This is a genomic window from Mesorhizobium sp. WSM4819 (assembly GCF_055811215.1).
The window spans coordinates 67,964-85,674 of sequence record NZ_JBVVQO010000020.1 but is presented as its reverse complement, the minus strand read 5'-3'; the positions used below and the strand labels follow the sequence as shown (position 1 = coordinate 85,674).

Sequence of the window (17,711 nt, the reverse complement as noted above, 5' to 3'; positions counted from 1 at the left end):
GCGAAATTTCGGGAGAAATAGAGATGGCCGATTGGGTCGAGGCGTGCGCTGTGGACGGTGTCGACGAAGAGGATGTCATCCGCTTCGATCATGACGGCCGCAGCTTCGCGATCTACCGTTCGCCGGATGACGAATTCTTCGCCACCGACGGCTTTTGCACACATGAAAAGGCGCATCTGGCCGATGGGCTTGTCATGGACGACATCATCGAATGCCCCAAGCACAATGGCCGCTTCAACTACAAGACCGGCCAGGCCAAGGGCGCTCCGGTCTGCGTCAATCTGCAGACCTATCCGGTGAAGGTCGAAGCTGGCAAGGTGATGATCCAGATCTAAAGCATGATCCCGAAAAGTGGGAACTGGTTTTTGCTGCGCTGACCTTCGGTTCGGAAAAGATCATGCAAATTGAATCATGACCGGCCTTCCATTCACGTAGCATAGGGGACCAGAATCGATGAGCCGGAAAAGACCGACGGTGGCAGACCTGCGCGCCATGAAGGGCAAGCGGCAATTGACCATGCTGCGGGTGCTGACGATGGACGAGGCCGAGGCCGCCGAACGAGCCGGGGTCGACATAGTCTCGGTGCCGCCGGAACTGGTGCTCGATCCGCAATACCGCGATGCCGCACCCAGCCTGTTTACCATGCCGGGCGACAATTTCTACGAGATCGGCACAGCCGACGATTTCGTCCGCTGGGCGTTCCGGCTCTACAAGGCGAGCGCCGACGCGGTTTATTGCAGCGCCGGCTTTGCCACTGTCAAACGGCTGGCCGATGACAATATCCCGGTGATCGGCCATGTCGGCCTGATTCCGTCGCGCGCCACCTGGACCGGCGGCTTCAAGGCTGTCGGCAAAACCGCCGACAGCGCCATGCAGATTTTCGAGGCAGTCAAGCAATACGAAGCGGCCGGCGCGATCGGCGCCGAGATCGAAGTGGTGCCGGTCGAGGTGGCCAAGGCGATTTCGGAGCGAACCTCGCTGATCATGCTGTCGATGGGGGCCGGCACCGGCTGCGACGCGCAATATCTGTTCGCCGACGACATTCTTGGCCAGAACCGTGGCCACATACCGCGCCATTCCAAGGTCTATCGCAATTTTGCCGCCGAATATGACCGCCTGCAGGCGGAACGCATCGCTGCTTTTTCCGAATATGTCGCCGACGTCAACAGCCTGGCCTATCCCGAAGACAAGCATGTGGTGCATATGGACCCGGATCAGCTCGGCCAGTTCATGGAGAAGATCGACGCCGGATGAGATGTGCCGGCCAAGACCTGCTGTGACCTTCTCCCACAACAAGGGGAGAAGGAAAGGGCGCTGCTCGCTACACCGGCCGATAAACCTTCTCTGCCGTGACTGGTCGCGAAACGACACGAAAGTTTGTTGGGCCGTGTCTGGACGTCGTCACCCAAATGCTGTTCAAACCGGTGCGTCATCGATTTGCCGGACAATCGCCTGGTTCCCAGTGGCGCGGGAAAAACTTTCGTACAGTTCTGCGCATGACCGCCATTCCCGAAAACAAAGCCTTGCCCGAAACCGCGACGGCGGCGCGGCAGGCGCGGCGCGTGGCATTGATCGTCGCCGTCGCCTTCTTCATGCAGCTTCTGGATTCGACGATCATCTCGACATCGCTGCCGCAGATGGGAGAATCCTTCGGCGTGCCGGCAATGGCGATGAGCATCGGCATCACCGTCTATATGCTGACCATGGCGGTGTTCGTGCCGCTGTCCGGCTGGCTCGCCGACCGCTTCGGCGCGCGCAACATCTTCCTCGTGGCGATCGCCCTGTTCACGCTGGCCTCGATCGCCTGCGGCATCTCGCAGAACCTGACCCAGTTCGTCGCCGCGCGTGCCGTGGAGGGCCTGGGCAGTGCGTTAATGACACCGGTCGGCCGCATCCTGGTGCTGCGCAACGCCTCGAAGTCCGAGCTTCTCAACGCCACCGCGCTGATCACATGGCCGGCGCTGTTTGCGCCGGTGATCGGGCCGGTGCTTGGCGGCTTCATCACCACCTATCTGTCCTGGCACTGGAATTTCTTCATCAACATTCCGCTCGGCGCGGCCGGCCTGGCGCTGGTCGCCCGCTTCATTCCCGGCGACCGCGCTTCCGAAACCAGGCCGCTCGACTGGCCAGGCTTCCTTGTGACCTCGGTCGGGCTCGCCTCGATGCTCTACGGCCTCGAGCGCATCGCCCATCCGCAAGACGGCGCATTGCCGACCGTGGCGCTGCTTGGCGCGGGCGTCCTGATCGGCTGGCTGGCCGTGCGGCACCTGGCGCGCGCCAAAAATCCGCTGCTCGACCTTGCTGCATTCAAGGTGCAGACTTTCGCCATATCGACGCTGTCGGCCGGCACCATTTTCCGGGTCTCCATCAACGCCACGCCGTTCCTGCTGCCGCTGCTGTTCCAGGTCGGATTCGGCCTGAGACCCGTCGATGCCGGCATGCTGATCCTAGCTTATTTCCTCGGCAATCTCGGCATGAAGACGGTGACGACGCCGACGCTGAAGCGCTTCGGTTTCCGTTCGGTGCTGGTCGTCAACGGCGTGATCGCATCGCTATCGATCATGGCCTGCGCCGCGATATCGCCGCAGACCTCGCAAGCGCTGGTGGTGGCGCTGATGCTGATTGCCGGACTGACGCGGTCGATGCAGTTCACCGCGCTCAACACGCTGGCCTTCGCCGATATCGCTTCGGCGCAGCGCAGCTCCGCGGCGACGCTGTCCAGCATGCTGCAGCAGGTGGCGATGCTGTTCGGCGTGGCGGTCGCCGCGGCGCTGCTCAACCTGTCGCAGATCGCCAGGGCCGGGGCGGCGCCCGACCTCGTCGATTTCCGCCTCGCCTTCCTGGCGATCGGCGCCATCGGGCTCGTGGCCTCGTTCCGCTTCCTGGCGCTGCCGCGGGCCGCCGGCGCCGAGGTTTCGGGCCATCGGCGTGACCTTCTCCCACAAGGGTGTTTGGAAGGGGGGCAGCGCGTCACACCGGCCGATATACCTTCTCCGCTGTGTTCCAAAAAATGTCCGCCTCTGCCGCCGCACCATGCCTGGCCACCGCCTCCCGGTGCTTCTTGATCAGTTCGGCGTGGCTGGTCCACAGCTTTTCGATCGGGAAGTTGGAGCCGAACATCAGGCGGTCGCTGCCGAGGATGTCGATTGCGTTGTCGACGATGTAGGCGGTCAGCGCCGGGTCGTTGCGGTGGACGAAGGTGCCGAGGCCGGACAGCTTGGCGTAGAGGTTTGGCGCTGCTGAAAGCGTGCGCAGGCCGGCCTTCCAGGCTTGCGTGGTTTCCTCCGACATGTCGGTCAGCATGCCGGCATGGGTGAGGATGAAATTGGTTTCAGGATTTTCGCCGACAAGCGTCAGCCCGTCCTTCATCTGAGCCGGGAAAAGCTGCAGGTCGAAGGTCAGACCATAGTCCTTCAGCCGCGCCACATTGGCCCGCACCTTCGGGTCGACGACCTGGTCGGCGGAGGCGGCAAAGCGGAAGGCCGGCGTTTCATGCCAGTGGAGCTGCATGCGCACGCCGCGCAGCAGGGGGTATTTGATCAGACGGTCGACCTGATGGCGCACATCGCCCACCGTCATGTCGGCATAGCCGACGATGGCATGCGGCCAACCGGTTTCGTTAGCCGTCGTCTGCAGGAAGGCGACTTCTTTCTCGAAATCCTCCTTGGCCCAGTTGGTCTGGACGTAGACCGCCTTCTCGACGCCAGAGCCTTGCTGGTCGGCGAGGAATTCCTCGATCGGGTAGTCGCGGCGGATCGGCTCGTAGGGCCCAAAAATGCGCGGCACCATCGGCCCGCGCAGCCAGGGCTGGTCCTTTCGGCGCCAGATGTGGAAATGCGCGTCTATCGCCTTCTGCATCATGAAACCCTTTTCCAGATTGCTACTGCCGCCGGAGCGGGGCGGGCGAGCGACAGGATGAAATCGCTGAGACCCGAGATCGATGAGCCGTCGACGAGATCGTCGAGCACCGGCAGGATGGCGCGAAGTGCTGCCGTGGCCGGCTGAAAGCGCGGGTCGCCGGCCAGCGGCGTCGCCAGCGAAAGCCGGAAGGCGCGTGCGCTCAGCCGGCGCATCGCCATTTCCAGCTCGGCATGATCGCCGCGCTCCAGCGCATCCGACAGGATGATGACCGCCGCCCCGCGCGCGAATGCGGAAAAGCGCGGCACCGACAGGAAGGCGAGCAGCGTCGGTCCCATTCGGGTGCCGCCGTCCCAGTCGTCGACCAGTGCTGCCACCCGCGCCAGCGCCTGGTCGCGGTCGCGAATGCGCAGCGCCGCGGTGATGCGGGTCAGCCGCGTGCCGAAGGTGAAAATTTCGGCCCGGTCCGCGCCTTGCACCGCTGCATGCGCCAGCTTGAGATAGTCCGATGTGTAGAGCTTCATCGAGCCGGACACGTCGATCAGCAGCAAAAGCTTGCGCGGCACGGTCTGCCGGCGGCGCAGCAGCGGCGACGGTATATCGCCGTCGGCACTGACGATTTCGCGCAGTGAGCGGCGCAGATCGAGCTTGCCGCGCGCGTGCGTGCGCACAGTGCGGAAGGAGCGGCGGGCGGGCAGGGCGGTAGCGAGCTTGCGGCGGAAAGCGGCAAGCCCGTCGCCGTCGCGCTCGAAGACGCGGGCGCTCAACTGTTCGGCGCCGGACGATAGCGCACCACCTTCCTCCTGGCGCGCCACCTCGTTCTCCTCGTGGCTGGCGCCGCCGTCATCCTTGATGCGGGTTGCCTCGTCGGCCTCGCCTCCGACTACGGCAACCGTGTTGCCGTAGAAATAACTTTGGAAATGCGCGTCGAATTCGTCGCGGCGGTCGGGCGGCGGCGCCAGTGTGGCAAGCGCGGCCTCGTGGATATCGGCCATCGAGCGGGGCCCGAGCAGCGTCACCGCCTGCATAAAGCCTGACACCTGCTCGGGCGCCAGCGGAAAGCCATAGCGGCGCAGCAGCCGGCCAAAACCGAGGAGAGGTGCTGCGGCGCGGGGCAAGCTTTCTTTCCGCATCATTCCTTCGCGGGCGCTGTCCCGCCAGCGGTGAGGTCGATCGGTATTCGGCCGCCCCGCCGTGAACGGGGAGAAGGGGTCGTTGACGTCGCGTGTCACGCCAATGCCTCTTTGACGATCCGGCCAAGCTCGGGCGCGATATAGGACAGGTCCTCCTCGTCCTTGATCAGCACGCCGATGGCGCGGCGGAACGCTTCCGGCCACGGGCTACCGCCCTTTTCGAGGATCGTCGCGGCGTTGGCCCACTCGACCGCTTCGGCTATGCCCGGCGGCTTGGCTAGCGGGCGGGCGCGGATGTCGCGCACGGCCATAGCCACGGCGCGCGCCGTGGCTATGGCGACGTCGCCGGCGCGCAGCATGATGATGGCGGCCTCGCGCTCGGCGTCGGGATAGGTGATCCAGTGGTAGACGCAGCGCCGCCGCAGCGCCTCCGCCAGCTCGCGGGTGCGGTTCGAGGTCAGGATGACGATCGGCTGCGCTTTGGCGCGGATGGTGCCGCGCTCGGGAATGCTGATCTGGAAGTCGGACAGGAATTCCAGCAGCAGCGCTTCGAACTCATGGTCGGAACGGTCGATCTCGTCGACCAGCAGCACGCGCTTTTCCGGCGCCTTCAGCACCTGCAGCAGCGGCCGTGCGATCAAAAAACGGTCGTCATAGATGTCGACCTCATGCTCGCCGGCATGGCGGATGGCGAGCAACTGGCGCTGGTAGTTCCATTCGTAGAGCGCGTGTGCTGCGTCGATGCCTTCGTAGCATTGCAGCCGCACCAGGTCGCGCCCGAGCAGTTCGGCTATCGCCTTGGCCGCTTCGGTCTTGCCGACGCCCGGCGCGCCTTCGAGCAGCAGCGGCTTGCCCAGCCGGATCGCCAGGAAAATGGCGGTGGCCAGGCTTTCATCGGCCAGATAGCGCGAGGCGGCGAGGCGCGATGCCACCGCCTCCGGCGAGATCACGACAGTGTCGGCGCTTCTAGCCCGGGCGCTTCTTTTGGGCATTTCCAGCACTCAGTTCGAGGCTTGCGCCTTCAGCGCCCGCAGGATGCGTTCCGGCGTGATCGGCAGCGTGTCGATGCGCACGCCGACGGCGTCGAAGACCGCGTTGGCGACCGCCGGGATTTGCGGGTTGGCGCACATTTCGCCCGGCCCCTTGGCGCCAAAGGGTCCGTCGGCCGAGGGCCTCTCCAGCACGATGATCTCGGTTTGCGCAAGATCACCTGGTCCCGGCATCAGATACTGGTTGAAGTCGGTGCCGCCATGATCGCGGTCGGGGTAATAGGGTTCCGTCGTCTCGTAGAGCGCGTGGCTGATGCCCATCCACGAGCCGCCGACGAGCTGCTGCTCGACCATTTTCGGGTTCAGCGCGCGGCCGATCTCGAAGACATTCTTCACCGTCAGCACGGTGACCTCGCCGGTCTCGTCGTCGACCTCGACCTCGGCCACGGTGCAGGCATGGGCATAGCAGGTCGACGGTTTCATCGCGCCAGTCTCCTTCTCCGGATAAGAGCGCGGGATGAGAAACATGCCGCGGCCGGAAATCGAGCGGCCGCGCTTGAAATGCGCCGACAGCGCGACATCGAAGATCGAGATCGATCTTTGCGGCGCACCCTTGACCAGGATGTTGCCCTGGCCGTCGGTCTCGAGGTCCGAGGCGTTCACTTCCAGTTCCTCGGCCGCCACTTCCAGCATCACCTGGCGGGCTTCCCTGGCCGCCTGGATGACGGCGTTGCCGGCGCGATGTGTGCCGCGCGAGGCGAAGGTGCCCATGCAGTGCGGGCCGGTGTCGGTGTCGGCGGTGTCGACAACAACGCGGTCGGTCGGCACGCCGATCGTCTCGGCACAAATCTGCGCCATGATCTGCTTCATGCCCTGGCCGAGATCGACGCTCGACAGCGTTACCATGAAATTGCCGGTCGGCGTCGAATGGACCAGCGCCTGGGTCGGGTCGCCGCCGAGGTTCATGCCTGTCGGATAGTTGATCGCGGCGACGCCGCGCCCGCGCCTGATCGCCATTTCAAGCTCCCTTCGCGTAGGACGACATCGCCATGAATTTTTCCGCCACCGGCCAGTTGGCGGCGCGCGAGGCTTCCTGCATGCACTCGATTAGAGCCGCGCCCTCGGTCGGCTGGCGGTGCGCCTTCATGTCGCCGTCGCGGTAGGCGTTGATGAAGCGGAATTCTAGCGGGTCCATGCCGATCAGCCGGGCGAGCTTGTCCATCTGCACCTCAAGCGCGAAATCGCCGATGGTGACGCCGAAGCCGCGCATGGCGGAGGAGGGAGTGCGGTTGGTGTAGACGCAGTAGGTGTCGATCCAGACATTCGGGATGGTGTAAGGGCCGGGATAGTGGCCGGCGCCCTTCTGCGCGCCATAGGGCGAGTGGCGCGAATAGGCCCCGGCATCGGTGTAGCCGGTGACTTTTCTGGCGACGATGCGGCCATCCTTCATGACGCCGTCCTTGATGACGACCTTTTCGGCGGCGCGCGGCGAGGAAATCTGCATCTCCTCCTCGCGGCTGTAGATGAAGGAGACCGGCCGCCCGGTCAGCTTGGCGCCGAGGATGGCGATCGGCTCGACGATGACGTCGACCTTGCCGCCAAAGCCGCCGCCGACGGTGCCGCCGACGAAATGCAGTCTGTTGCCGGGCATCTGCAGGATGATCGAGGCGTTGTCGAGGGTGAAGAACATCGCCTGCGTATTGGTGTAGCAGGTGAAGCGGTCGCCGCCCTCCGGCGCGACGATGCAGCCGGTCGTCTCGGTAGGCGCGTGCTCGATCGGCGACGATTGATAGGTCTGTTCGAGCACGTGATCGGCGCCGACAAAACCGGCCTCGACATCACCGAAGCGCACCTTGCGGCATTCGCCGCTGTCATAAAGGTAATAATTCCGGCCGTGATATTCGTTGACAACAGGCGCGCCGGGCTTCAGCGCTTCTTCCATGTCGAAAACGGCCGGCAGCACCTCGTAGTCGACCTTGACCTTGGCCGCCGCTTCCTGGGCGGCACGCTCGGTCTCGGCCAGCACCGCCACCACGGCTTCTCCCTTCCAGCGCACCTTGCCGTCGGCCAGCACCGTCTCGTCCTCCGGGCCGATCTGGATCAGGATCAGGATGGTGTAGACATTGTGCGGCACGTCCTTGGCGGTCAGGATTTTCACCACGCCCGGATGCTTTTCCGCCTCTGAAGTGTCGATGCTGCGGATGCGGGCGTGATGATGCGGGCTGCGCACCATCTTCAGATGCAGCATGCCTGGAAAATTGCGGTCGGCGAAATAGGCGGTCTTGCCGGTGACATGACCGGGCGAATCGGAGCGCGGTCGTGGCTGTCCGATCTCGTGCAGATCGTCCTTGCGCTGGTCGGCGAAATAGCTCTTGCGGAGTTCCATCTTTTCGACTCCCCTCAAGCCGCGTTCTGCGAATTGGACCGCGCGGCGGTCAGCACCGCCTGGATGATCGGCTCGTAGCCGGTGCAGCGGCAGATATTGCCCGACAGCGCCTCGACCACATCGTCGCGGCTGGGGTCCGGCGTGTGATCGAGCAGCACCTTGGCGGCCATGATCATGCCCGGCGTGCAGAAGCCGCATTGCGTGGCGAAGGCGTCGAGGAAGGCGCGCTGCAAAGGATGCAGCACGCCGCCTTGCGAAAGCCCCGATGTCGTGGTGATCGCCGCACCGTTGCAGGTTTCGGCCAGCGTCAGGCAGGACAGCCGCAACTCGCCGTCGATGATGATCGAGCAGGCGCCGCATGTGCCCTGATGGCAGCCGCCTTTCGGCGAGGTGTCGCCGACCTTGTCGCGCAGCGCATTGAGCAGCGTCGTGCCGCTATCGATGAATTCGGCCTTCTCCGCGCCGTTGAGCGTGAACTGAACCGGGATCTTTGCCATCTTTTGCTCCTTGCGCCGCAGCCAGACGGACATGCGCCATCGGCCTTCAGGCGAGCAGAAGCCGGCCGAGATGGACCGGCAGGACTTCGTTGCGATACCAGGCAGTGGCGACCGCATCGGTAATCGGCGAGGTGCCGTCGCTCGCGACGGCCAGCGCCGGCGCGATGCCATCGCTGGTGAGTTTCCTGCCGAGCAGCGCCTTCTCCGCCGCCTTGGCGCGCATCGGCCGGTCGGCCAGGCAGCCAAGCGCGATGTGCGCCGATGACACGGTTCCGTCCGGCGCTTGTTCCAGCACGGCGGCGATGCTTAGCACCGAGACGCCCTTCGGCTTGACCCTCGATATTTTCAGGAAGCGAAAGCCGCCTTCCAGTGGCAAGCTGAAGCCGACCGAAGTGACGATGGCGTGATTGTCTTCGCGTTTTGCCAGGAAGGTTTCGATCGGCACCTCGCCGTCATCGGTACCGACGGTTGCGCCCAATGCCAGCAGCGCGACGGTGAAATCGCCATAGGGCGCCGGGGCGAAGAGATTGCCGCCGACGGTCGCCATGTTGCGGATCGCCGGGCCGCCGACGGCGCGCGCGGCGCGGGCAAGGGAAGACAGATCCGGGTGACGGGCGATCGCCGCCATGGTCACCGAGGCGCCGATGCGAACATTGCCGCCGGAAACGGTGATGGCCGACAGCGCCGGCTCAGTCGACCTGATGAGGCCGGAGACCGAAACGTCGCCTTCATTGGCGGCGCGCACGACCAGCGTGCCGCCGCCGAGATAGCGGGTGCCGGCGGCTTTCAGCGCCGCGTTGGCGTCCTTGACCGTCGAGAAAGTCTGCAGTGCAAGCGCCATGGAACGCTCCTTTTTGTGAGCCCCATTCGGCTCAACCCTGGCCGGCGAAATGGGTCTTCAGGGCGTTAAAGCCGCCGTGGAAGACATTGGCGCCCATGCCCTCGGCCAGCTTGTCGGCTTCCTCTGGAGCCGCGTCGAAGCTGGCGGTCCATTCGGCATAGGTGCGGTCGCCATCGGTCACCCGACGCAGCTGCAGCGTCGCCTGGTGGTTGGTCAGCGGTTGCGGCGTCTCCAGGATGGAGTAGCTGACGAGGAAATTGTCGTCGGAGAAGTCGAGCAGCTTCTCGCGGATGCGGGCGCCGCTGGCGAGCTGGAAATTGCGCACGCAGCCGATCGCTCCGGCTTCGATGCCGTCCTCGATATGGCTCTCGACCATGCGCGGGTGCCAGTTCGGCAGCCCGTTGAAATCGCGTATGCGCGCCCAGACCTTTTCGACCGGTGCGTCGATGACGCTGGAGACGGTGACTTTCGCCATATGATGCTTCCCTTGCAGATAGCTGTGCCGCGAGGGTAGGGCGGCGAGCCCGGCAGCACTTATCAATGCGTCTTGAACGCCTATCAATAAGTCTGAAAAAAACGGGCAGTGTGAAAATGGCTCAGGAAATGGCCCGCGCCGCCTCGCGATAGAGTGTCGGGGGAACGCCGACATGGTCGCGGAAGAAGCGCGAGAAATTGCCCTGCGTGGTGAAGCCGAGATTGCAGGCGACCGAGATCAGCGGTTCCTGCGACCACTGCAACTGCCGCACAGCTTCCTCCATGCGCAGCGTGTTCCAGTAGACATTGGGCGTCAGATTGGTCTGCTCCTTGAACAGCGCGAAGAAGTGCGGCCGCGACAGGCCGACGCTGCGCGCCACCTCGTCGAAGCAGATGCGTTCGCAGACATTGGCCTTCATCAGCTGGATCGCCTTGCGGACACGGAAATCCTGCACGCTGTGGACGCGGGCGCGCGCCACTTGTGGCGCCGAGGCGTCGGCGGCGTCGAGCACGCTGTCGATGAAGCGCTCGATCTCGTAATTGGCGATGTCGTCGATGCTCTCATTGTCGCTGAGATGATCGAGAAGATTGGCTGCCGCCTTGTGCAGCCACGGCTCCAGCGTGATCGCCGGTGCCGAAAACAGCGGCGCGGTCGACGGCAGGTCGCGGCGCCGGCGCGCCCAGTCCGGATCGATGTAGAAGGCGAGGAACAGGCCGGGCCGGCCGTCGCGGGACAAAGCGTGGCTGTGCGGCTGGAAGGAATTGATGCCGGCGGCGGTGCCGGGCCCAAGCCGCACCGTCTCGCGGCCGATGGTCATCTCGCCGGCCGTGCCTTCCAGCCAGATGATGATATGCGCCTCGACATGGGCATGGGTGACGAAGTCGCTGGCGACGTTCAGGACAGAAACATGTCCGAACCGGCCCCAGTAGAGCCTGATCGCTTCCGTCATGGGTATATCCTCCCGCAGGCGCTGGCCTCCCTTCGCCTGCAATCGGGATAGTGCGGCTCAGTCCGGGCCTGCGTCAAGGCGCATGTGCGCGCCTGGCGCCGGCCACGCGGCGTGCCGGCCGATTTTCAGACTGAGCGATAGCAACGACAACGAATTGCGCGCGTGACCTGCGGCCTATTCGTTGCGCCGGAAATTGCGGAGCCGGTCGAACAGGACCGCCATCAGAATGGCACCGCCGATGAACACCCCCTGCCAGAAGGCGTTGATGCCGAGCAGGCCAAGGCTGTTGCGGATCACTTCGATCAGCGCCGCGCCGACGACGGCGCCAAAGGCCGTGCCCATGCCGCCGGCCAGGTTGGCGCCGCCGATGACGGTGGCGGCGATGACCTGAAGCTCCATGCCGTTGCCGAGATTGGTGGTGACGGCGCCCAGCCAGCCGGTCTGGATGATGCCGGCAAGGCCTGCCGCCAGCGCCGAGATCATGTAGACCGCGACCTTGATCTGGCGCACCGGAACGCCGGTCAGCGTCGCCGCATGCTCGTTGCCGCCGATGGCGAAGATGTGCCGGCCGAATTTCGTCCAGCGCAGGACGAAGCCGGTGATCAGCGCCAGAACGATCATGTAGAGCACCGGATTGGCGATGCCGAACACAAAGGCGCCGCCGCCCAGCGCCAGAAGCTTGTCGTGGTCAGGCCCGAACTGGAAGACGACGGTGTTGTTGGAGGCGACCATGGCCAGGCTGCGCGCGATCGACAGCATGCCGAGCGTCACCACGAAGGGCGGAAACCCGAGATAGGCGATCAGGATGCCGTTGAAGGCGCCGATGATCAGCGCCGTCGCGATCGCAGCGGCAATGCCGACCTCGATGCCGTAGCCGGCATGCATGGTCACGGCGAGCACCATCGAACACAGGCAAAGCACCGAGCCGACCGACAGGTCGATGCCGCCGGTGATGATGACGAAGGTCATGCCGAGCGCGACGATGGCGACGAAGGTGATGTTGCGGGTGATGTTGTAGAGGTTCTTCGTCGTGGCGAAGGAATCGGTGGCGACGGACAGGAACAGGCAGGCGAGGATGACCGCGATCACCACCCAGAAGGTCTGGCTGGCAAACACCCTGGTCAGCAAAGTGTGCTGTTTCTGCGCGATCGTCTGGTCAAGAGTTACTGCCATCGTCGACCTTTATCTGCTTGCGTGGTGAAACCGGCTGGCATCAAACCTGTTCGATGGCGCCGGTGATGAGCCCGGTGACTTCCTCGGGCGAACTCGACGCGATCGTCTTGTCGGCGACCTTGCGGCCGCGCCGCATGACGATGACGCGGTCGGCAACGTCAAAGACGTCGGGCATGCGGTGGCTGATCAGCACGACGGCAATGCCCTGGTCGCGCAAATGGCGGATCAGGTTCAGCACCTCGGCGACCTGCCGGACCGAGATCGCCGCCGTCGGCTCATCCATCAGCACGATCTTGGCCTGCGAAAGCATGGTGCGGGCGATCGCCACCGCCTGGCGCTGGCCGCCCGACATCTGCTTGACCAGATCGCGCGGGCGGGTTTCGGATTTCAGCACGGCAAAGATCTGGCCGGCGCGCTTGTACATGGCGGCGTAGTCGAGGATGCGAAACGGCCCGACGCCGCGGCGCAGCTCGCGGCCGAGATAGACATTGGCGGCGGCCGTCAGATTGTTGCACAACGCCAGATCCTGATGGACGATCTCGATGCCGTGCTGGCGCGCTTCCACCGGCTTGTGCAGGATCAGCTCCTTGCCGTCCATCTGCATCGTGCCATGGCTTGGGCGGAAGTTGCCGGCGATCATCTTGACCAGCGTCGACTTGCCGGCGCCGTTGTCGCCCATCAGCCCGACCACCTGTCCGGCCTCGATCGACAGCGAAACGTCGTTGACGGCCTGGATGGCGCCGAAATGTTTTGAGATGTTGGCGAGTTCGAGAACCGGCACCAGTCTGCTTCCTCCGTGCTTTCGGCCTGCGATCCTGTCGCGGCCTCGTTCTTCCCAGCTCCTCCCGGGAACCGCGCTTTCGCCCATTTACGCATATGCCCCCTTGCCGTCAACAGCGGCTTCTTTCGAAAAATCCGTTTTGTAGGACAAATAGCAATTGACGTCCGTCGCAAGCCGATATTAGCTAGGCGTCGGAGGAGATTATGCCGATCTCCTGCCCCGGTTCGCCGGGGCTGAGCAGGCGGAGGTTTATCGGTCGAGGATCTGGCAGCGTCCCTATCGCGCTGGTCTGCAACCGCATCTGGAAATTCTTATCGGCCCGGCTTGACGACACGAGCGCTCGCGAAACGAACCTCTGTCATCGCGCATCCGGGCTGGTCTGTGTGGCGGGCACGCCGTGTCCGTCTGTTTCAAGGGAGGACTGAAATGAGGAAGTCACTATTGCTCGCTGCCGTCGCCATGCTGGCGCTGGGCGCCGGGCCGGCTTTGGCCAAGAAACAGCTCGTCATCGTGGTCAAGGGGCTCGACAATCCGTTCTTCGAGGCCATCAACCAGGGTTGCCAGAAATGGAACAAGGAAAACGCCGACTCGGAGTATGAGTGCTTTTACACCGGTCCGGCATCGACCTCGGACGAGGCCGGCGAAGCCCAGATCGTCCAGGACATGCTGAGCAAGCCGGACACGGTGGCGATGGCGATTTCGCCGTCCAACGCACCGCTGATCGCGCAGACGATCAAGAGCGCCAATCCGTCGATCCCGATCATGACGCTCGACGCCGACCTCAGCAAGGAAGATGCGGCGCTGCGCAAGACCTATCTCGGCACCGACAACTACCTGATGGGCTACAAGATCGGCGAGTACATCAAGAAGGCCAAGCCCGACGGTGGCAAGATCTGCACCATCCAGGGCAATCCCGCGGCCGACAACATCCTGCGCCGCGCCCAAGGCATGCGTGACGCGCTTACAGGCCAGAAGGATCTGCCGGCGCTCGCCGGCGAGGGCGGCTGGACCGAGGTCGCCGGCTGCCCGGTGTTCACCAATGACGACGGTGCCAAGGGCGTGCAGGCGATGACCGATATCCTCGCCGCCAATCCCGATCTCGACGCCTTCGGCATCATGGGCGGCTGGCCGCTGTTCGGCGCGCCGCAGCCCTATCGCGACCTGTTCAAGCCGATGGCCGACAAGATCGCCAAGAACGAGTTCGTCATCGGCGCCGCCGATACGATCGGTGAGGAAGTGGCCATTGCCAAGGAGGGCCTGGTGACCGCATTGGTCGGCCAGCGGCCGTTCGAGATGGGCTACAAGGCGCCCTCGGTGATGATCGACCTGGTCGAAGGCAAGCCCGTCGCCGATCCGGTCTTCACCGGTCTCGACGAGTGCACCAAGGATACGGTCGATACCTGCATCCAGAAGTAGGTTCGCATTTTCGGGGCGTCCGCTCGACGGGCGCCCCGTCACGCCGGTTCACGAAAATCTACGAGGTGACGTGGCTGGGGCGAACCGCTCCTGCTTTGCCGCGCCTTGAGTTCAGCCTGTGCCGGGGAACATGGATGTCGGACGCCAGATCGAAAAAGCGACTTATCACGGTCAAGGGACGGGCTACGGTCAAGGCACGGGCCAAGGTCAAGGCACGGGCCAAGGTCAAGCCGCCGGTCGCCCGCCCGGCCGGCGCCCGCCGGACCGACGCGGCGCTGATCCCCGGATCGAGCGTGCATGCGTCGCTGGCCAACGAGATCGGACTCAGGATCGTGCGCGGCGACTATCCGCCGGGAACCATCCTGCCCAACGAGGCCAAATGGTCGGAGACTTTCGACGTCAGCCGCTCGGCGGTGCGCGAAGCGATCAAGATGCTGATGGCCAAGAGCCTGCTGGCCTCACGTCCCAAGATCGGCAGCTGGGTCGAGCCGAAAGAGCGCTGGAACCTGCTCGATCGCGACGTGCTGGCCTGGTATGCGACGGCGCCAGATCGCGAAATGTTCCTGCGCACGGTCCAGGAGTTCCGTCACATCATCGAGCCGGAAGCCAGCGCCTTTGCGGCGATCCGGCGCAGCGACGAGCAGATGGCCGAGATCAGCCAGGCCTGCCGGGAGATGGGCGAGGCGGCGACGCTGCCGGAGCGCACCCGCGCCGACACGCGTTTTCACCTGGCCATCCTGCGCGCCTCTGGCAATGACCTCCTGGTGCCGCTCGGCGTGCTGATCGAATCGGCGCTCGATCATCTCTTCGTTTTCGTCACGCGCGAGACCAGCGACCAGCCTCGGGCGCAGGCGCTGCATGAGGCGATCGAGAAGAACATCCGCCTCCGGCGGCCGGCGGCAGCCCGCACCGCGGTGCACCGACTGCTCGCCAACACCGACGAGGTTATCGGGCGGTCGCGGCGGTAAGGTCAAACGCAATCGCTCTGAACGGCCAGGGAGCGGCGACTTGGAAGACTCACGTCGGGCCTGAAACCCCATATGCTTCGTTGACCTCGTCAGAGCGAGGAACGAACCCATTTGCCAGCACTCTTGCTGAGGAGTATCCTTTTGCGCAAAGCTGGCGGTGAGTGTCGGTTGAGAGGGGGAGCATGGCCAGACTTGTCGCACTCTACAAGACTCCGAAAGACGTGGCCGCCTTCGACCGTTACTATGTTTCGACCCACATTCCTCTGGCCAAAGCCATTCCCGGCTTGAGGAAATACGAAATCAGTGATGGCGGCGTCCATTCGCCGGGTGGGGCCTCAGGCTATCATCTTGTTGCTACGCTCTACTTCGATTCCGTTGCGGATATTCAAGCGGCCTTAGCGTCCCCCGAGGGTCGGGCCACGGCGGCTGATCTTGGCAATTTTGCAGATGGCGGAGTGGAGCTAATACTCTTTGAGACTAGGGAAGTCTGAACCTCGCACAATCCGACCCCAGCAAAGTTTCAACGGCTACCACTATCCGTTCCCGGGCGTTGGCCAAGTCGTGAAGGAGGGCGATGGCTTTCGCTGCCTGCCGGCGGACTGGGTCTGGGATAGAGAAACCTGACCTGTTTGCGTTTCCTGGGCGATCTGCTGTCGGCGGATGTCACGCCTAAATGTCGATTGACACGGATCGCGGTTCTCAACGACGTCCCGTGGAAAAGCCACTGTCACCAACCGATCCGCCATCAAGTGGCCGTCAAGGCGGGACTGGAAATCCGCTGGGGCGCGTGAGCCATCGAAGAGGGCTTCTGAAGCATTGATGGCGTTTTCCGAGCGCCCACTTGGTGTATTAGATGTCGGATGTCATCTGCAGTATGACCGTAGATTGCCATGATCGTCAGGATGATCGGCTCGCTCAGGAGATCGTCAAGCGTAGGTTCACGCTCTCGCGTCATGGGTCGCCTCAAAATTCTTGTTTATTCCCGCACCTTCTCCTCGAACGATGACAGTGAGACGGCGTTCGGGGAACTCCTCAAAAAGAGGTAGTCTGCATCGTCATTGTCGACGACTGATATGGGTGCAGGTTGCCGCCATCAACGGCTGGAGCTTGTCCCTTCTCCCCGTTTTCCACGGGGAGAAGGTTGCGGCAGCCGGATGAGGGGCAGCGCCAACCTGACCAGATACAGCGAGCCGAGCGCCTCAAATCGTCTGTTTCTTCCCATCCTTCGTCGGCGTCAAATCGACGCCGTTGACCTTGCCGATATGCGTCGCCAGCATCGGCACATATTGATCGGCGGGCCCAGCGGCGAATGCGCCGGCGAAGGCGTTCTTGGTGGCATTGCCGAGCGGGTTGGCGATGCCGGCGGCACCGGCCATCGATTCGAGATAGGTGAGGTCCTTGAAGGCGTTGGCGATGGTGAATTTGTGCGCGTCGCGGTCGCCTTCAAGCGTCCAGCACATAAAAGTCTGGTAGAAGCCGCAATCCATGCGGCCGTTGCGGATGACGCTGTCGAAGCGCGGCGGCGAGATGCCGACCTTTTCGGCCAGCGCCAGCGCCTCGGAATAGATCGCCGCATAGCCCAGCGAGATGAAATTGTTGAGCAGCTTCATGCGGTGGCCGTCGCCGGTGTCACCGATATGGACGATGCGTCCGGCCCAGGTGTCGAGCACTGGCTTCAGCCGGGCAAAGACCGCGTCGGATGCACCGACCATGGCGTCGAGCGTGCCTTCCCAGGCCTCCTTCGGCGTGCGGCTGAGCGGGGCATCGACATAGTCGACGCCGAGCCCCTTGAGTTCGGCGGCAAGCGCCACCGTCGAGGTCGGGTCGGAGGTCGAGCAATCGACGATCACCGAACCCTTGTTCAGGCCCTCCTTGAGGCCGCCCGGCCCGCGGATGATGGCCTCGACCTCGCGCGAGCCGGTGACGCAGATGAAGACGATATCGGATGCCACTGCCACCTCGCGCGAGGTCGCGGCTTCCTTCGCACCGCGGTCGAGCATGTCTTGCGCCGGTGCGCGGTTCTTGCGGCCGAGAAACGTCAGGGAATAGCCCTTGTCGACGATGTTCTTGGCGATCCCGTGTCCCATCAGGCCAAGGCCGATGAAGCCGATCTTTTCGCTCGCGGCGGTGGTGTTCATGGCGTGTAATCCTGTGTTGCGGTCTCGATGACGGCGCCGCACTTCGGCAGGCGAATTGTTGAAGCGGGTTTTTGCCGCAAGCGGTTGGCAGACGATTGCAGAGTTCG

Annotated in this window: 18 protein-coding genes; 6 read left to right on the top strand and 12 right to left on the bottom strand. The window is 63.9% G+C overall.

The features are described from left to right. Positions 1 to 23: 23 nt before the first annotated feature. The 3 genes from AC0L18_RS19115 (at position 24) to AC0L18_RS19105 (ending at position 3,065) form a co-directional block, all read left to right on the top strand. Complete coding sequence (locus tag AC0L18_RS19115; protein ID WP_473493733.1) at positions 24 to 335, top strand: MocE family 2Fe-2S type ferredoxin; 312 nt, start codon at positions 24 to 26, stop codon at positions 333 to 335. Positions 336 to 453: 118 nt separating this feature from the next. Further along, positions 454 to 1,254 (top strand): 3-methyl-2-oxobutanoate hydroxymethyltransferase, encoded by an 801-nt coding sequence (locus tag AC0L18_RS19110; RefSeq protein WP_473493732.1) that lies wholly within the window; start codon positions 454 to 456, stop codon positions 1,252 to 1,254. Between the two features lie 242 nt (positions 1,255 to 1,496). Further along, on the top strand, positions 1,497 to 3,065 hold the full coding sequence (locus AC0L18_RS19105; protein ID WP_473493731.1) for a DHA2 family efflux MFS transporter permease subunit: 1,569 nt from the start codon (positions 1,497 to 1,499) through the stop codon (positions 3,063 to 3,065). Here the strand turns inward: AC0L18_RS19105 and AC0L18_RS19100 are convergent. From AC0L18_RS19100 to AC0L18_RS19050, 11 genes are all read right to left on the bottom strand, one after another. Beyond that, positions 2,971 to 3,858 carry an amidohydrolase family protein gene (locus AC0L18_RS19100; RefSeq protein WP_473493766.1) on the bottom strand — a complete coding sequence of 296 codons (888 nt, stop codon included), beginning with the start codon at positions 3,856 to 3,858 and terminating at the stop codon, positions 2,971 to 2,973. The genes AC0L18_RS19105 and AC0L18_RS19100 overlap by 95 nt on opposite strands. Then, positions 3,858 to 4,994 carry a vWA domain-containing protein gene (locus tag AC0L18_RS19095; protein WP_473493765.1) on the bottom strand — a complete coding sequence of 379 codons (1,137 nt, stop codon included), beginning with the start codon at positions 4,992 to 4,994 and terminating at the stop codon, positions 3,858 to 3,860. The genes AC0L18_RS19100 and AC0L18_RS19095 overlap by 1 nt, the downstream gene beginning before the upstream one ends. A 92-nt stretch (positions 4,995 to 5,086) precedes the next feature. Beyond that, a complete protein-coding gene (locus AC0L18_RS19090; protein ID WP_473493730.1) occupies positions 5,087 to 5,983 on the bottom strand; it encodes an AAA family ATPase in 897 nt (298 codons plus the stop codon). Between the two features lie 9 nt (positions 5,984 to 5,992). Continuing rightward, positions 5,993 to 6,997, bottom strand: coding sequence for a xanthine dehydrogenase family protein molybdopterin-binding subunit (locus tag AC0L18_RS19085; protein WP_077382919.1), 1,005 nt, complete (start codon positions 6,995 to 6,997; stop codon positions 5,993 to 5,995). Between the two features lies 1 nt (position 6,998). Beyond that, positions 6,999 to 8,366, bottom strand: a complete 1,368-nt coding sequence (locus AC0L18_RS19080; protein WP_473493729.1) for a xanthine dehydrogenase family protein molybdopterin-binding subunit — start codon at positions 8,364 to 8,366, stop codon at positions 6,999 to 7,001. A gap of 14 nt (positions 8,367 to 8,380) precedes the next feature. Continuing rightward, a complete protein-coding gene (locus tag AC0L18_RS19075) occupies positions 8,381 to 8,863 on the bottom strand; it encodes a (2Fe-2S)-binding protein (protein WP_473493728.1) in 483 nt (160 codons plus the stop codon). A gap of 46 nt (positions 8,864 to 8,909) precedes the next feature. After that, complete coding sequence (locus AC0L18_RS19070) at positions 8,910 to 9,704, bottom strand: FAD binding domain-containing protein (protein WP_473493727.1); 795 nt, start codon at positions 9,702 to 9,704, stop codon at positions 8,910 to 8,912. A 31-nt stretch (positions 9,705 to 9,735) separates the two neighbouring features. Then, complete coding sequence (locus tag AC0L18_RS19065; RefSeq protein WP_473493726.1) at positions 9,736 to 10,179, bottom strand: SRPBCC family protein; 444 nt, start codon at positions 10,177 to 10,179, stop codon at positions 9,736 to 9,738. 121 nt (positions 10,180 to 10,300) lie between these two features. Further along, positions 10,301 to 11,128 carry an AraC family transcriptional regulator gene (locus AC0L18_RS19060; RefSeq protein ID WP_287121277.1) on the bottom strand — a complete coding sequence of 276 codons (828 nt, stop codon included), beginning with the start codon at positions 11,126 to 11,128 and terminating at the stop codon, positions 10,301 to 10,303. Positions 11,129 to 11,302: 174 nt separating this feature from the next. Continuing rightward, positions 11,303 to 12,301: an ABC transporter permease gene (locus tag AC0L18_RS19055; RefSeq protein WP_128175099.1), complete on the bottom strand. Its 999-nt coding sequence runs from the start codon at positions 12,299 to 12,301 to the stop codon at positions 11,303 to 11,305. A gap of 40 nt (positions 12,302 to 12,341) precedes the next feature. Next, the gene (locus tag AC0L18_RS19050) at positions 12,342 to 13,082 is read right to left on the bottom strand and encodes an ATP-binding cassette domain-containing protein (protein ID WP_027154335.1); all 741 of its coding nucleotides are present in this window, start codon (positions 13,080 to 13,082) and stop codon (positions 12,342 to 12,344) included. A 426-nt stretch (positions 13,083 to 13,508) separates the two neighbouring features. On the opposite strand from AC0L18_RS19050, the gene AC0L18_RS19045 reads away from it, so the two are divergent. From AC0L18_RS19045 to AC0L18_RS19035, 3 genes are all read left to right on the top strand, one after another. Then, positions 13,509 to 14,498 carry a sugar-binding protein gene (locus AC0L18_RS19045; protein WP_473493725.1) on the top strand — a complete coding sequence of 330 codons (990 nt, stop codon included), beginning with the start codon at positions 13,509 to 13,511 and terminating at the stop codon, positions 14,496 to 14,498. Positions 14,499 to 14,632: 134 nt separating this feature from the next. Next, entirely contained in the window at positions 14,633 to 15,466 is an 834-nt protein-coding gene (locus AC0L18_RS19040; protein WP_473493724.1) for a FadR/GntR family transcriptional regulator, read from the top strand. Positions 15,467 to 15,648: 182 nt separating this feature from the next. After that, positions 15,649 to 15,957 (top strand): EthD family reductase, encoded by a 309-nt coding sequence (locus AC0L18_RS19035; protein ID WP_473493723.1) that lies wholly within the window; start codon positions 15,649 to 15,651, stop codon positions 15,955 to 15,957. A gap of 708 nt (positions 15,958 to 16,665) precedes the next feature. Here the strand turns inward: AC0L18_RS19035 and AC0L18_RS19030 are convergent. Then, entirely contained in the window at positions 16,666 to 17,604 is a 939-nt protein-coding gene (locus AC0L18_RS19030) for an NAD(P)-dependent oxidoreductase (RefSeq protein WP_473493722.1), read from the bottom strand. Positions 17,605 to 17,711: the final 107 nt, after the last annotated feature.